At 61.1% G+C, this 14800-nt stretch carries 17 protein-coding genes; 4 read left to right on the top strand and 13 right to left on the bottom strand.

The features are described 5' to 3' along the window. Window position 1: 1 nt before the first annotated feature. Both ubiH and BMZ67_RS15920 read left to right on the top strand, forming a co-directional pair. Window positions 2–1279 carry a 2-octaprenyl-6-methoxyphenyl hydroxylase gene (ubiH, locus tag BMZ67_RS15925; RefSeq protein WP_092025434.1) on the top strand — a complete coding sequence of 426 codons (1278 nt, stop codon included), beginning with the start codon at window positions 2–4 and terminating at the stop codon, window positions 1277–1279. Further along, window positions 1272–2501, top strand: coding sequence for a UbiH/UbiF/VisC/COQ6 family ubiquinone biosynthesis hydroxylase (locus BMZ67_RS15920; protein WP_092025432.1), 1230 nt, complete (start codon window positions 1272–1274; stop codon window positions 2499–2501). The genes ubiH and BMZ67_RS15920 overlap by 8 nt, the downstream gene beginning before the upstream one ends. 12 nt (window positions 2502–2513) lie before the next feature. Here BMZ67_RS15920 and BMZ67_RS15915 read toward each other — a convergent pair whose 3' ends face one another. From BMZ67_RS15915 to BMZ67_RS15900, 4 genes are all read right to left on the bottom strand, one after another. Beyond that, on the bottom strand, window positions 2514–3467 hold the full coding sequence (locus BMZ67_RS15915; RefSeq protein ID WP_092025429.1) for an FAD:protein FMN transferase: 954 nt from the start codon (window positions 3465–3467) through the stop codon (window positions 2514–2516). 64 nt (window positions 3468–3531) lie between these two features. Next, window positions 3532–4875 carry a DUF3570 domain-containing protein gene (locus BMZ67_RS15910; RefSeq protein ID WP_092025426.1) on the bottom strand — a complete coding sequence of 448 codons (1344 nt, stop codon included), beginning with the start codon at window positions 4873–4875 and terminating at the stop codon, window positions 3532–3534. Continuing rightward, on the bottom strand, window positions 4866–5120 hold the full coding sequence (locus BMZ67_RS15905; protein WP_175481949.1) for a DUF4266 domain-containing protein: 255 nt from the start codon (window positions 5118–5120) through the stop codon (window positions 4866–4868). Before BMZ67_RS15905 ends, BMZ67_RS15910 begins: the two co-directional genes overlap by 10 nt. A gap of 51 nt (window positions 5121–5171) precedes the next feature. After that, the gene (locus tag BMZ67_RS15900) at window positions 5172–5690 is read right to left on the bottom strand and encodes a TlpA family protein disulfide reductase (RefSeq protein ID WP_092025422.1); all 519 of its coding nucleotides are present in this window, start codon (window positions 5688–5690) and stop codon (window positions 5172–5174) included. Window positions 5691–5811: 121 nt separating this feature from the next. On the opposite strand from BMZ67_RS15900, the gene dsbD reads away from it, so the two are divergent. Continuing rightward, on the top strand, window positions 5812–7617 hold the full coding sequence (gene dsbD, locus BMZ67_RS15895) for a protein-disulfide reductase DsbD (RefSeq protein WP_092025420.1): 1806 nt from the start codon (window positions 5812–5814) through the stop codon (window positions 7615–7617). Window positions 7618–7675: 58 nt separating this feature from the next. Beyond that, window positions 7676–8605 (top strand): DUF808 domain-containing protein, encoded by a 930-nt coding sequence (locus BMZ67_RS15890; RefSeq protein WP_092025417.1) that lies wholly within the window; start codon window positions 7676–7678, stop codon window positions 8603–8605. 16 nt (window positions 8606–8621) lie between these two features. Here BMZ67_RS15890 and BMZ67_RS15885 read toward each other — a convergent pair whose 3' ends face one another. From BMZ67_RS15885 to ubiE, 9 genes are all read right to left on the bottom strand, one after another. Then, window positions 8622–9344: a 16S rRNA (uracil(1498)-N(3))-methyltransferase gene (locus tag BMZ67_RS15885; RefSeq protein WP_092025414.1), complete on the bottom strand. Its 723-nt coding sequence runs from the start codon at window positions 9342–9344 to the stop codon at window positions 8622–8624. Beyond that, a complete protein-coding gene (tatC, locus tag BMZ67_RS15880; protein ID WP_092025411.1) occupies window positions 9341–10141 on the bottom strand; it encodes a twin-arginine translocase subunit TatC in 801 nt (266 codons plus the stop codon). The genes BMZ67_RS15885 and tatC overlap by 4 nt, the downstream gene beginning before the upstream one ends. Further along, a complete protein-coding gene (tatB, locus tag BMZ67_RS15875) occupies window positions 10138–10575 on the bottom strand; it encodes a Sec-independent protein translocase protein TatB (protein WP_092025408.1) in 438 nt (145 codons plus the stop codon). The genes tatC and tatB overlap by 4 nt, the downstream gene beginning before the upstream one ends. Window positions 10576–10586: 11 nt before the next feature. Continuing rightward, a complete protein-coding gene (tatA, locus tag BMZ67_RS15870; protein ID WP_092025405.1) occupies window positions 10587–10823 on the bottom strand; it encodes a Sec-independent protein translocase subunit TatA in 237 nt (78 codons plus the stop codon). A gap of 87 nt (window positions 10824–10910) precedes the next feature. After that, window positions 10911–11240 (bottom strand): phosphoribosyl-ATP diphosphatase, encoded by a 330-nt coding sequence (locus tag BMZ67_RS15865; protein ID WP_092025403.1) that lies wholly within the window; start codon window positions 11238–11240, stop codon window positions 10911–10913. Then, window positions 11241–11669 carry a phosphoribosyl-AMP cyclohydrolase gene (gene hisI, locus BMZ67_RS15860; RefSeq protein ID WP_092025400.1) on the bottom strand — a complete coding sequence of 143 codons (429 nt, stop codon included), beginning with the start codon at window positions 11667–11669 and terminating at the stop codon, window positions 11241–11243. Between the two features lie 30 nt (window positions 11670–11699). After that, window positions 11700–13343, bottom strand: a complete 1644-nt coding sequence (ubiB, locus tag BMZ67_RS15855) for a ubiquinone biosynthesis regulatory protein kinase UbiB (RefSeq protein WP_092025396.1) — start codon at window positions 13341–13343, stop codon at window positions 11700–11702. Next, window positions 13340–14002, bottom strand: coding sequence for a ubiquinone biosynthesis accessory factor UbiJ (locus BMZ67_RS15850; protein WP_092025393.1), 663 nt, complete (start codon window positions 14000–14002; stop codon window positions 13340–13342). The genes ubiB and BMZ67_RS15850 overlap by 4 nt, the downstream gene beginning before the upstream one ends. Next, window positions 14002–14793, bottom strand: a complete 792-nt coding sequence (gene ubiE, locus BMZ67_RS15845; RefSeq protein ID WP_092025391.1) for a bifunctional demethylmenaquinone methyltransferase/2-methoxy-6-polyprenyl-1,4-benzoquinol methylase UbiE — start codon at window positions 14791–14793, stop codon at window positions 14002–14004. The genes BMZ67_RS15850 and ubiE overlap by 1 nt, the downstream gene beginning before the upstream one ends. Between the last annotated feature and the right edge of the window lie 7 nt (window positions 14794–14800).

Here is a 14800-nt window from a genome sequence, read left to right as displayed (position 1 = left end):
CGTGACACGCAAGCAACTGGATACCGATATTGTAATTGCCGGGGGTGGGCTGGCTGGCGCGACCCTGGCACTGGCGCTGACGCGGGCGATTCCGGCGCTTCGGATTACCGTCGTGGAGGCATTCCCGTTAACGCCGGACGCGTCGGCGGACACCTACCAACCCAGTTACGATGCTCGTTCCACGGCGCTGGCCTGGGGCTCCCGGCTGATGTTCGAGGAACTGGATCTATGGGGTGCCCTGGCCCGCCATGCCACGCCGATTCGCCATATCCACGTATCTGACCGGGGCCGGTTTGGCGCCACCCGGTTGGCCGCCAGCGACCATGACCAGGACGCGCTGGGTTATGTTGTCGACAACCGCTGGCTGGGCCTGTGCCTGATGTCAGCGCTGGTGGCATGCCCCCAGGTGACCTGGCGGGCGCCGGCGCAGGTTCGGGGCGTCACCAATAACGTTCGCGGGGTTGCCGTACAGGTTGCGTCCGGCGAACACGTCACCGAGCTTCAGGCCCAGTGTGTGGTGATTGCCGATGGCGGCCGCTCCGGGCTGCGTGAACAACTGGGGTTCCGGGTGGACAGTTCCAGCTACGGGCAACATGCCCTGATTGCCAACGTGTCTACCTCTTGTGACCATGGTTTTACTGCCTACGAACGATTCACCGATGCCGGGCCAATGGCTCTGCTCCCCCATGGCAGTGGTGACCGGGCTGGCCACGACAGCGCCCTGGTCTGGACCCTGACGGACGATGCCCTGGAACGCATCCTCGCCGTGACGGATGAGGAACGCTGCCAGCAATTGCAGCAGCGCTTTGGCTGGCGGCTTGGAAGGTTCACCCGGATTGGCCAATGCCACCACTACCCACTGACCCTGACGACCGTTAACGAGGTGGTACGTCCCGGCATTGCCCTGATCGGGAATGCCGCACATACCCTGCACCCGGTGGCGGGCCAGGGCTTTAACCTGGCGTTGCGGGGAATCATGGCGCTGGTGGAACAGCTGCAGCAGGCGCAGGTCCGCGGTGAACACCTGGGGAGTTTGCAGATACTGCGACATTATCAGGAAAACCACCGCCGGGATTGCCAGAGCACGGTCAGGTTTTCTGACTCCCTGATCCAGATTTTCGGTCTGGATATCCCCGCTATGAAGCTGGCCCGAGACGCCGGGTTGGTTGGTCTGGACCTGCTTCCCGGTGCCAAGCGCTGGTTTGCCCGCAGCGCGATGGGGCTTGGTGGACGCCGGCCGCGGTTTGGCGCTGTTACGCAGGAGGTAATGGATGACTGAACCCCTTCAGTTTGATGTGGTTGTGGTGGGTGGTGGCATGACTGGCAGTGCCCTGGCACTCGGGTTATCTCAGCAGGGCTGGCAGGTGGCGCTGATCGAGGCCGCTGAACTCGAGCCATTGCTTGCGGAGCCGGGATCGGCCACAACCGTTGATGATTTCGAACCGCGGGTCAGTGCGATTTCCGCGGCCAGCCAGCGTTTGCTGGCGGACCTGGGGGCCTGGCCAAACGTTGCGCGCCAGCGCCATTGCCCTTATTCCGGGATGACTGTTTGGGACGCCGATGGTACCGGTCGCATCTATTTCGATGCGGCCAGCATGGGCGTGGCTGAGCTGGGGGCTATTGTCGAGAATCGGGTATTGGTGCGGGCGCTGTTTCTGGCGCTGGCAGACAGTTCGGTCACCGTGTTTTCCGGTGTTGCGGTGACCGGAATGACGGGTGCCGATGGTGAGCGTACTCTGACCTTTGCTGACGGGCGGAAACTGGTTGCCCGACTGGTGGTGGCTGCGGATGGCGCTCAATCGCGGGTTCGGCAGTGGGCCGGTTTGCCCACGCGGGAGTGGGATTATGATCAGCAGGCGATTGTCTGTACCGTACAGACGGAACAGTCTCACGACTACACCGCCTGGCAACGGTTCTCACCCACCGGCCCACTGGCCTTCCTGCCGCTGCAAGGGAGTATCGACGGAGAGGGTGGGCATTTCTGCTCCATTGTCTGGTCACAGGACACCGATGAGGCTCGCCGGTTGATGGCGCTGTCCGATGCCGATTTCAGCGCCGAACTGGAAGCGGCGATTGAACGCCAGTTGGGCGGGCTCAAGGCGGTTTCCCGCCGCTGGGCATTCCCGCTACGCCAGCGTCATGCCAAGGAGTACATCGCCGATGGTCTGGCACTGGTGGGCGATGCGGCCCACACAATTCACCCCCTGGCCGGCCAGGGCGTTAACCTGGGCTATGCCGACGTCAGGGCGTTACTGGAAGAGTTGGAGCGGGCGCGCGGCATGGAAGTGGCGGTCAATGACCCCTTGGTGCTGGCTCGTTACCAGCGTCGGCGCAAGGGCGATAACCTGGCCATGATGGCGGCGATGGAAGGCTTCAAGCAGTTGTTTGCCCGTGACGAGCTGCCGTTGCGCTGGATCCGTAATGCCGGTATGCGCTGGCTTGATCGCGCCGAGCCGCTGAAGCACCGCATTGCCGCCCAGGCGATGGGGTTGCTGCCCTGATGGGCCATGCCGTCAGCCTGCTGGCGGCGCTGAACGCTGGACCCAGTACTGCACGTCCTGGTCGTCCAGGAAGGCTTCGGCATCATCGCCATGGAGCATGGCGAAGGTGGCCAGCATACCGGCCAGGGTGCACGTCGGCGCGGCCACTGTAACGCTGTGAGGCGCGTTGGGGACGGGCCAGCCGGTGCGCGGGTCGAGGATGTGGCCATAGCGAATCCCGTCTTTCAGCAGGAAACGCCGGCTATCGCCGCTGGTTGCCAGGGCTCCTCCCCGCAGTGACAGGGTCTGGCTGGCTTCATGGGTTCGGCGGTGATCCTCGACGCCCACGGTCCAGGGGTGCCCGTTTTTACGCGGACCACTGCAAGCCAGGTCTCCACCGAAGTTGACCAGCACCGCGCAGCCGTCAGTAAGCTGGTGCTTGAGGTCGAGCAAGACCCGGTCCACCGCATATTCCTTCCCGATGCCACCGAAATCAAGCTCCATTCCCTCCGGCAACGTCAGCTGCGGCCGCTGCCAGAGCACCTGCTCCCAACCAATCTGCTGGAGAAGCGTGGTCACGCTGTCATGGTCCGGTAGCCGGTCGCTGCCATCAAAACACCAGGCCCTGCGCAGGATGCCTGAGGTGATATCGAAGCGGCCGTCACTGAGCTCGTAGCACTGGCCCGCGTAATCCAGCATCAGGGCGATTTCATCATCCACAGTTATGGCGTCGCCATGGCTGTGGTTAATCTGGTCGACCGGGTTGCCAGGGACGTAGCGTGAGAGCTTGTATTCCAACCGCCAGGTTTCCTTGGCGGCATAGGCCAGGGCCTGTTTGGCCTGGGCCCGGTCGATACCGTCCATCAGGATTTCGCAGGGGCTTGCCATGGCTTCAAAGTGGCCCTGCCATTGCCGGTCGCTGCCGGAAAGCTGGGGAAGGGGGTGGTTGGCTGGGTTGTCGGTGGGGGCAATGGTGATAACGGTCATGACATCCTCAGGGGGCTGGCGCGGGTTGCGACCGGCGCCAGCCCCCAATACGGTACGGGCAATGTCAGAAACTATAGCTGAGTTGTACCCACATGGCATCGGTGTCCGGATACAGGTCGTGGTTGGTCAGTTGGCCAAAGCCTTCGTCGCCATCGTTGCTCTGTATCATGTATTCGGCACGGATCGCCAACTCCCGGTCTTCGTCAAAACGGTAGCCCCATTTGGCGCCAAGGGTCAGCCCGGTCAGTTCACCCAGCCGATAGTCGGCACTGGCTTCGGTCAGGGCTGGAGCACCATTGTTGTACTCGGTTGCTGTCAGGTAGCGTTTGTAAAAATCCGCCTCTGACTGCATGTAGTAACGGAAATGGGGTTCCAGATAGCTGTTTGCCAGGCGCCAGCGATACTTCAGATCGACAGTGTGGGAGCTGATGCCCCAGTCGTCGATCATGAAACGGTAGGAACCGTCGACAACGTCGCCATTGGTCAGCATGTACTTGGTTTGCCAATACAGCGCGTGTTTCAGGCGGCTGTCAGGCCGGTTTTCATAGAGGTATACCGGGTTGCCATCGGCACCGATCAGGTTGCCCCCGTAGTTGGCGCCGCTGGCATCGTCGATAACGCTGAGCAGTTTGTACGGGTCGGTCAGGTAACCGCTGGAATAGCTAACGGCATAGTTGAATTGCATCAGGGTTTGCCGGTTGATGACCTGCGTCACCCCAAACAGCGCGTCGACCAGAGCCTTGCTGTCGTCGCTCTCGCGGGTGGCGGTGAACTCCTGGTCGAATTCAGCCTCGGTCTTGCCGTCACGCAACGGCATCCGGGAAAGGCCGACGGGAGCCCCGCCCACCGGGTCGATCAGGTCCATGCCCAGGGAGAGTCCGCCGGTCAGGGTGGTGTTCTTGTTGTTGAGGTAACGCGACAGGCTACCGTTCAGCGCGGTGGAGAAGTAATCGTACTCCCTCGAGGCATACCCGCCCACGCTGTAGGCGTAGTCCCGGTTAATTGGGGCACTCCACGCCGCAGACAGGGCGACCCGAGTATCCTTGAAGGTGTCATCCAGCGGAGCTTCACCCGGGGCTATGCTGTAGCTTCCGCTGCCGGAAGGGCTGGTAAAGGTTTGCGGCAGGTCACTGGGGGTCGCTCCGGACGGTGACGCGCCGGTAAGGGTGTCGGCGACCAGTTTGAGGTTTAGCTGGCGTTCGCCGTCGAAGTTACGGGTGGCACTGATGACCGGTTCAATCGCATTGACCCGGCTGTCGCTCTCGGCATAGACCAGCAGGGCAGTTTCCACATCCCACTCGCCCGGATTGCCTTTGGCCTGGGTGTTGGTCGCCTGCACACCGAGCAGGGCACAGGTGGCGGCCGCGAGGGCGCGCCCGACCGGCTTTCCAGTATTGTTCAGTTGCATCCGCAGCCTCCTCCGCCAAATCCGCGCCCACCGCTGGTGGCTTCTTTACTGAAGTAGATGTGATCATCCAGGCCGGCGTCGACGCCGGAGACCGTGAGCTGCATATCAGGATCGGCCAGCAGGTCCCGCTCCCAGGGCTTGACCCCAAGGTTGCTGCAGCCAGTGGCTGCAAGGGCCGAGGCCATCACCAATGCGGTTCCCGCAAGCCTGAGCAGGCGGGCGGGCGTCCAGGTGTTATCGGGCATAACAACTTCCTTCTGAGTGGGTGGGCACGGTATCGGTGCCTGGTCGGTTCGCTACGGGGTTGCCTCAAGCAGACGTTGAATGTCTGCTTCGTAGTTATCTTTTCGGTCGTTATGGAAGCCAATATGCTGGCTGTGGATACGGCCTTCCCGGTCGATCAGGTAGGCGCTCGGCATGCCCATAACGCCGTAGGCTTGCGGAGAAACACCGTCTGGATCGTAAGCCACGGTAAAGTCAGCCGGGATTTCGCGGAGGAAGTCCGCGGCCGCTTCGGCGTCTTGGTCAAGGTTGATTGCAACGACTTCCAGTCCCTGGGCCTGGTACTTGCTCTGCATGTCGTTCATCCAGGGAAACGACTGGCGGCAGGGGCCGCACCAGGAGGCCCAGAAGTCCAGCAGGACAACTTTTCCTCTTAGGTCGCTGAGATTGACCTGGCCGCTATCAGTCGCCAGTTCGAGTTGTGGCGCGAGTTCCTGCTCGGCGAGCGAGGCGGTGCTGAACAGGGCGGCGCCGATAAACGTCGCGACCAGAAGCGCCTTGTTTGTGTCGGTATGTGTGGCAGAACCAGCCATAGGTACAGCTCCTTTTGGAATCTTGGGCCAGTGTATTAAGGCAAACTTAAGGAAGTCTTAAGCCTCGCCATCGATACTGAGTGGATCATTGATCTACTTGTGGTTTTGAGGGGGGTATTGGATGGCCGTTCTTCTTTTTGTTGTGTTGATCGGGTTGCCCGGGTTGGTTGCTGCGGAGGAGCCGGTATTTCTTCCGGTTGACGAAGCGTTCAGCCCTTCGGTCAGCTACGACGGTGAAGTACTCGCCATAGAATGGGCCATCGCTCCGGGGTATTACCTTTACGAGTCGAGGATTTCGGTTGTCGTCGCCGGTGATGCAGTGGTTGACGGTGCCTTTGTGACCGAGCCGGAGATCAAACAGGACCCCTGGTTCGGCGAGCAGGCAGTGTTCCACGATGTTGCCGGTTGGCAAGGGCCGCTCTCACTGGACGGTGTCTCAGAGGTGACATACCGATACCAGGGGTGTGCGGAGGCGGGGCTGTGTTACCCGCCCCAGACCCGAACCACGCAGGTGCCAGTGCCGGCCCCGGTGTCAGTATCCGGGAACAGCGTTAAGGCGGCCGCAGTGCCCGTGCCGGCGGTGTCGTCGGTCGTGGCCGCTGGGGCCGAGACCAGTGAGGCCGAAGGGCTGGCGAGCCTGCTGAATGAAGCCGGGTTGGCAATGATCCTGGGCACATTTTTCCTGCTGGGTCTGGGCCTGACCTTTACTCCCTGCGTGCTGCCCATGGTGCCTATTCTTTCCAGCATTATTGTCGGGCAGAACCAGCCGTCGTCGGCGGCGCGGGGGTTCTCGCTCTCGGTTGCCTACGTTCTGGGCATGGCGGCTACCTATACCGCCCTGGGGATTACTGTCGGTTACCTTGGCGCCCGAGCCAACCTCCAGGCTGCGATGCAGCAACCCTGGGTGATTGTGATCTTTGTGGCGTTGTTCGTCTTGCTGGCGTTGGCTATGTTTGGACTCTATGAATTGCAGCTTCCGGCGGCACTGCGGGACCGGCTGGATCGCTTGGGGCAGAAGTCCAAGGGGGGGCAGTGGTTAGGCGTGGCGTTAATGGGGCTGATTTCTGCTCTGGTGGTGTCGCCCTGTGTCTCGGCGCCCCTGGCAGGGGCGCTGCTGTATATTTCCACCACGGGGGATGCCGTGATCGGTGGCGGGGCGCTGTTTGCCATGGCCCTGGGGATGGGGGTGCCGTTGATTGCGATTGGCACCACCGGCGCGCGGATCCTGCCGCGGGCGGGCATGTGGATGGAACGGGTCAAGCAGCTGTTTGGCGTTGGTTTGCTGGTGGTTGCCCTTGGCCTGCTGGACCGAATACTGCCCAATACGGCGATGCTGGTGCTTTGGGGGGCACTGTTGCTGTGGTGTGGTATTCAGGTTGGCGCGCTGGAGGCGAACGCCGCAGGGTGGGCGGGGTCCAGAAAAACCCTGGGGGTCCTGCTGTCGGTGTGGGGGCTGCTGCTGGTGCTGGGCGCTGCCCGTGGAGACGGGTCGTTATGGCAGCCTCTGGCTGGCTTCGGCGTTGCTGATGCGACCGAGGTGGGCGGCGCGCCCGCGCCCGAGCTGTTTGAAGTGATTGATGATGTTGGCGTCCTCAATGGCGTGCTTAACTCTTCGCTTAACTCCGGCCAGCCGGTCATGGTCGACGTTTATGCCGACTGGTGCATCAGCTGTAAGGTCATGGAGGAAGAAGTGTTTGATACTCCGGATGTGCGGGCCTGGGCGCAGCGGGTTCGCTTCGTCAAACTTGATGTCACGGCGTTTTCGGCCGCCCAGAAAGACCGGCTCGAGCAATGGCAGGTGCCGGGGCCTCCCGCGGTGCTGTTCTTTGGCGGTGAACGCGACAGCCGGGAGCTTCCGACCCAGCGGTTGCTGGGTGAGTCGAGCCTGGGCGCGGTGGTTGGAGGGCTGGCCCGGTTGGGTTCCTGAAGTCTGGGGTTTCGGATACACTCGGCGCTCCGAACCTTAACTTCAGGAAGTCAGTTATATGGCAGGAAGCAGTCTTATCGCTCTGATTGATGACATCGCCACAATTCTGGACGATGTCTCGGTCATGACCAAGGTCGCCACCAAGAAAACCGCCGGCGTACTTGGTGATGACCTCGCACTTAACGCCCAGCAGGTCACCGGTGTCAGCCCGGCCCGGGAGATCCCGGTGGTGTGGGCGGTGGCCAAAGGGTCTCTTCTCAATAAAGTCATTTTGGTTCCGGCGGCACTGGCCATCAGTTTCTTTGTGCCCTGGCTGGTCACGCCGCTGCTGATGCTCGGCGGCGCTTTCCTGTGTTTTGAAGGGTTCGAAAAGCTTCTGCACAAATGGCTGCACGCCCAGGAAGACAAAGAGCACAAGGAAGAACTGCACAAGGCATTGCAGGATCCTGACATAGACTTCAAGGAGCTGGAACGGGACAAGATCCGGGGTGCCATCCGCACCGATTTCATCCTGTCGGCAGAGATCATCGCCATTACCCTGGGCACGGTGACCCAGGAGCCGATTGGTATGCAGTTTCTGGTGCTGAGTGTGGTGGCCTTGCTGATTACCGTCGGGGTCTACGGATTGGTCGCAGGTATCGTCAAGCTGGACGATGGCGGTCTCTACCTGAGCCAGCGGAGTGGGGACGGTGGCTGGGCCAATGCCGTACGTGCCAGCGGGCGCGGTATTCTATGGCTGGCCCCCTACCTGATGAAGGGGCTTTCCATTCTGGGCACTGCGGCCATGTTCCTGGTGGGTGGTGGCATTGTCGCCCACGGCATTCCGGCGGTACACCACTTCATTGAAGGGCTGGCCCACGACATGACCGGTCTTGTCGCCATGTTGACGCCGACTCTGGCCAACGGTGTCTTTGGGATTGTGGTTGGTGCTGTGGCGGTGGCGATAGTGACCCTGGCCAGCCGCGGTTGGAAGGCCGTCCGCAGCTGATCTAGCCAAGTTCTGCTCAGTGGTTGCAGCTGTCGTAGAGACGGCCAATCAGTACGGGCACCGCAGTTTCCACACGCAATATCCGGTTGCCCAGGTGTACTGCCTGGCAACCGGCCTCCACCAGTTTGTCCACTTCGTAGGGAATAAAGCCGCCTTCCGGACCGATGCACAGCGTGGCTGGGGCATTGATGTGGGTCGGGCACGGGCGCTCGGTGCCCGGGTGGGCGACGATTCCCGGACGTGTCTGAAGAATCTGCGGAAGTTCGTCTTCAACAAACGGCTTGAAGCGTTGACGTATCTGGATTGTCGGCATCCGTGTATCCCTGGCCTGTTCCAGACCGAGGGTCAGGTTCTCCCGCAAGGCGTCGTCGGTCAGCCAGGGGGTTTGCCAGAAACTCTTTTCGACCTTATAGGCGTTGATGATCCAGATGTCCTTGACCCCGAGGGCAGCCACTGTTTGCAGTACCCGCCGAAACATCTTTGGGCGTGGCATGGCAAGGACGAGCGTCAGCGGCAGTGGCAGTGGAGGCTTCTGGTCGAGGGTCACTGTCAGCTCGGCGATGTCTGCGGTCAGCCGTGTCAGGCGCCCGGTGCCGATGTCACCGTTGAGTCTGCCAACGGTAATGTCATCACCGACCTTCGCCTTCAGGACATCGGTTAGATGGCGTAGTCGGCGTCCGGTCAGGCGAACGCAATCGGCGCTGACAAAGTCGTCGTCGCTTAGCAGGGCAAGGTTCATTCGGCGGAACTGTTCGGATGTTCGGCGGTATCGTCCGTATTGGTCGGGCGCTGGGCGAGCCGGCCAAAAATGATCCCCACCTCAAACAGCAGCCACATCGGCAACGCCAGCAGGGTCTGGGAAATGACGTCGGGAGGGGTCAGCAGCATGCCCACGATAAAGCAGACCACCACAATATAAGGCCGCTTGGCGGCAAGGTCTGCCGGAGTGGTCGCGCCGGTGAGAATCAGCAGGATGGTGGCAATGGGGATTTCAAACGCGACCCCGAAGGCGAAGAACATCTTCAGCACAAAGTTCAGGTAGCTGCTGATGTCGGGGAGCTCCACGACCCCCTCCGGGCCAATAGAGGTGAAGAAGCCAAACACCAGGGGGAAGACCACGAAATAGGCGAAGGCCGCACCGAGGTAGAACAGCACCACTGAAGACGCCAGCAGGGGGAACGCCAGGCGTTTTTCATGAGCGTACAGGCCTGGGGCGATAAAGCTCCAGATCTGGTAGAGAATGTATGGGATGGCGGCAAACACCGACAGCACCAGCGCAAGCTTCAGCGGCGCGAAAAAGGGGGAGGTAATGTCAGTGGCAATCATGGTCTGACCGACTGGCAGCAGCTCGCGCAGAGGCTCAGAGACCAGCAGGTACAGGTCATTGGCAAACGGGTAGATGGCCGCGAAGCAGATAACCACCGCCAATACGATCCTGAGCAGCCGGTTACGCAGTTCCAGCAGGTGCTCAATCAGGGTCATTTCCTGCGCTTCTGTGTGATCCGGGGGTATCTGGCCGGCGGGCGTCGAACTCATGAACGGGTTTCCGGTGGGCTGTCCTTGTCGTTGGCTTGTGCTGACTCGGAATCAGTGGGCTGGTCTGTAGACGGTGGGGTTGACTGGGCGGTGGTGTCCTTACGGATGCCGGGCGTTGCCGGTGCTGGTCTGGGGGACTGCCGGCTCGGGTCTGAGACCACCAGGTGTTCGTACTTCTTGGCTTCGTCCAGGGCATCACGGACGGTCTTCTCGACATCGTCCAGACCAACATCACCTGCTTTACGGAGCTGCTCGCGCAGCTCCTCGGCTTTGATCTGTCGGTCCAGCTCGGTCGAGAACTGATTCATCAGGCGGCGGGCATTGCCGACCCAGCGGCCCGCGGTGCGGGCAGCCGAAGGCAGGCGCTCTGGCCCCAGCACAAGCAGGGCAATAACGCCGCAAATCAGCAGTTCAAGGAAGCCGATGTCGAACATTCAGCCCAGGCTCAGCTATGGGGCTTCTGTTCAGTCTTGTCTTCGGCGCTGGTTTGGTAAACCTGAGCGTCAGACTTCTCCTCAACCGCTTTGGGGTCGTTGGAGGGTGCTTCATCGTCGTTCATCGATTTCTTGAAGCCCCGGATAGCACCTCCGAGATCAGAACCGATGTTGCGCAGTTTCTTGGTTCCGAACAACAAGACGACGATGCCGAGTACGATGAGTAATTGCCAGATACTGATACCCATATTGGGGCCCTCGTGTTTTAACTCACTATATCGATTGATTGTACGCTAGTGGTGGGGGTAACTGAAAATGCATTTGCCTTTGGCAGGTTACCCTTCCCGGTTAGCCTTTTCTTCCAGCCCGGACAGGTCGAACCGGCGGGCCAGTTCGTTCAGCACGTCTTCCGGTCCCAACCCGAGCCGCGACAACATGACCAGGCTGTGAAACCACAGGTCTGCGGTTTCGTAGATCACGTCACTGGTGTCGCCGCTGGTTTCCGCATCTTTGGCGGCCAGCAGGGTTTCGGTGCATTCCTCGCCCACTTTCTCAAGGATCTTGTTCAGACCCTTGGCGTGGAGGCTGGCGACATAAGAACTGTCCGGATCCGCCTGTTTGCGGGCTTCGAGCACTTGTGCCAGTTTAGCCAGTACGTCACTCATTCATGATTCTCCCTCTGGCTTGCCATAAATGGCGTCGGGGTCCTTGATCACCGGGTCAACCGTCACCCATTCGCCATCCACCAGCTTGCGGTAAAAGCAGCTGCGACGACCGGTATGACAGGCGATGCCACCTTGCTGTTCCACCTTCAGCAGAATCACGTCGGCATCACAGTCAAAGCGGATTTCAGCAACCCGTTGCTGGTGTCCGGAGGACTCACCTTTGCGCCACAGCTTACCCCGGGAACGGGACCAGTATATGGCGACCCCTTCCTGTGCAGTCAGGGTGAGCGCTTCGGGGTTCATCCAGGCCATCATCAGGATGTCACCGGTTGTGGCGTCCTGGGCGATGGCAGGGACCAGGCCATCGTCATTGAACTTGATGGCGTTCACCCACTCCGGGCTGTCGACATTAGGTAAAGTTTCTTTCATTTCTATGAATTCCTGTCGTTTACTTGCCGCCTAGCGGCTACCTCGGGCCACCAGCCAGGCGGCTGCGGCCAGCAGACCCCAACCGTAGGGCGGCAGCTCACGGGCGACTTCCACCAGGTCGTGTTCCAGGCCGATAACGGCCACGGCGACCAGAACGGTAGCGAGCAAAATTCGGCGCCAGCGGCGGTCCTGGTGGCTCTGGGCAGCTTCAATCAAAGCCAGTGTATCGCTATTGTCGCGCCTTGTCGGGTTGCCACTGCGAATCTGCAGCAGGGCATCATGTACCAGCTGCGGCATCTCGGGTGACTGCTCAAGCCAGGCCGGCAGGTGAGATTGCAGGCTTTTGACCAGTCCACTGGGGCCAATGCGCTTACGCATCCAGCTTTCCAGGAACGGTTGGGCAGTACTCCACAGGTCCAGGTCCGGGTACAGCTGGCGGCCCAGGCCTTCGACGTTCAGCAGGGTTTTCTGCAGCAACACCAATTGTGGCTGAACCTCCATGTTGAACCGGCGGGCGGTCTGGAACAGCCGCAGCAGGAAGTGGCCGAACGAGATGTCTTTCAAGGGGCGCTCGAAAATAGGCTCACAAACGGTGCGGATCGCGGCCTCAAATTCGTTGACCCGGGTTTCGGGGGGAACCCAGCCAGACTGAATGTGCAATTGGGCGACCTGGCGGTAGTCCCGGCGGAAGAACGCGAGCAGGTTGCGGGCCAGGTAGCTCTGGTCGTCCGGTGCCAGGGTGCCGACAATGCCAAAGTCGATGGCAATGTATTTCGGATCCTGGGGATTGCTGGCGTCCACGAAAATATTGCCCGGGTGCATGTCTGCGTGGAAGAAGCTGTCGCGGAACACCTGGGTGAAGAAAATCTCGACGCCTTTTTCCGCCAGTACCTTGAGGTTTACCCCCGCCGCCTGCAAGGCCTCGACGTCGGCGACGGGAATGCCGTGGATACGCTCCATGACCAGCACGTTCTTGCGGGTAAAGGTCCAGTCGATGGTGGGGATGTAGATCAGGCTGGAGCCCTCGAAATTTCGCCGCAGTTGGCTGGCATTGGCAGCCTCCCGTTGCAGGTCGAGTTCGTCGTGGATGGTGGCGTCGTAGTCCGCAACCACCTCGACCGGGTGAAGGCGTGGTCCTTCGGACCAGTAGCGCTCCAGCAAACCGGCCATCAGGTACATCAGGGCGAGATCCTGACGGATGACCTTTTCGATGCCTGGGCGGACGACCTTGACCACCACCTGCTGACCGCTGTGCAGGGTTGCGGCGTGTACCTGGGCTACCGATGCGGAGGCCATCGGCTGTTGGCTGAATTCTGCGAAGCACTCACTGACCGGCGCGCCGAGGGACCGTTCAATCAGTGCCTGGGCCTGGTCGCCGGGGAAGGGGGGGACCCGATCCTGAAGCTGGCGGAGCGACTCGGCCATGTCGTCCGGCAGCAGATCCCGGCGGGTTGAGAGGATCTGGCCAAACTTGACGAAAACCGGGCCCAGCTGCTCCAGAGCCAGTCGCAAACGGTCGCCGCGGCTGAGCTTCGGCATGGGAAACAGGTGCCAGGGGGCGAGCAGGAAGAACAGCCTCAGGGCAGGCGGGAGTTCTGCCAACGGCAAAAAGGTGTCCAGCCGATAACGGCAGAACACCCAGGCAATGCGAAACAGGCGTTGCAGGCGTGTCACTGTGACTCCGGTGTGGATGGGTCCGGTGCGGGCGCTGGGCCAAGTACCTTGGCTTCCAGTTGTTCCAGACGGGCGCTCAGCCGCTCAGTACGCAGGCTGAGTTCATCAATATCCGAGAAGGTGGCCTCCAGCTCTCGCCGGCCAGGGAGGGTGCCGCTTTCCTCGTGGATGTATTCTTCGATATTGGCATTGAGTGACGCGGAGGCCTGACGGCTCCAAGCCACGGCGTTACGCAAGCGACGACCGAGAAAGTGGGCCGGGACATCGCCGATGTGTTGAGCCAGGGCGGCTTCCCAATCTGGGTTCAATTGGCCAACAGCACGCTGGAACTGGTGTGCCAGTCCCATGTCGCCGGTCACCTGCAGCCGCTCCTGCTGGAATACCTGGTCGTCGCCCAGCGCCAGGGAGGCAAAGGCCAGGGGACGCCCGGCGATGTCCAGTGCGGGGGCTTCGGCGGTTTCACTGCCAACCCGGACCTGTTCGCCTACCGCCTGCAGTGTCAGCGTGATCGGCAGGGGCGCGGTGATTCGGAACTGCACGGTCGCCGCCAGTGATTTCAGCAAGGCATCACGGCCGCCCGGGTCCAAGGCCAGGGCCTGGTTGAGGGCGGTTTCAATGGCTCCGGTGAACGCGGCCCGCAGCGTTGGTCCCGCTAACATCAGGGCTTGATTCCCACGTGCAGGGCAACGATGCCCCCCGTCATGTTGTGGTATTTGCAGTTCACCAGGCCGGCGTTCTCCATCATGCCCTTGAGGGTATCCTGATCCGGATGCATACGGATGGACTCGGCCAAGTACTGGTAGCTGGCGGAATCCCCGGCAATCAGCTGGCCCATCAACGGTAGGGCGTTGAACGAGTAGGAGTCGTAGACCTTGCTCAACAGTGGGTTGGTGGGCTTGGAAAATTCCAGCACCATCAGCTTACCGCCGGGCTTCAGTACCCGCGCCATGTCACGGAGGGCCTGGTCTTTGTCGGTGACGTTGCGGAGCCCGAAGGCGATGCTGACAGCATTGAAATGGTTGTCCGGGAACGGCAGGTGCTCGGCGTCGGCCTGGACGTATTCGATGTTGCCGGCGTAGCCCCGGTCTGTCAGACGGCTGCGTCCGACCTGCAACATTGAAGCGTTGATATCCGCCAGGACAACCTGCCCCTGGGGACCCACCAGGTCTGAAAATTTCATGGTGAGGTCGCCAGTGCCACCGGCGATGTCCAGTACCCGCTGGCCGGGGCGCACACCGCTCAGTTCAATGGTGAAGCGCTTCCAAAGACGGTGAATGCCCATGGACATGAGATCGTTCATCAGGTCGTACTTGCCTGCCACCGAATGGAACACCTCGGCAACCTGGCCCGCCTTCTGGGATCTTTCAACAGTCCGGTACCCAAAGTGGGTGCTGTCGTCCGGAGTGGTGCCGGTGTTTTCCTGGTTTGAAGACGGCTGGTGTTGGCTCATGGCAAGG

The organism is Marinobacter zhejiangensis, from assembly GCF_900114775.1.
Lineage (GTDB): Bacteria > Pseudomonadota > Gammaproteobacteria > Pseudomonadales > Oleiphilaceae > Marinobacter > Marinobacter zhejiangensis.
This window is presented reverse-complemented; position numbering and strand designations above follow the sequence as displayed.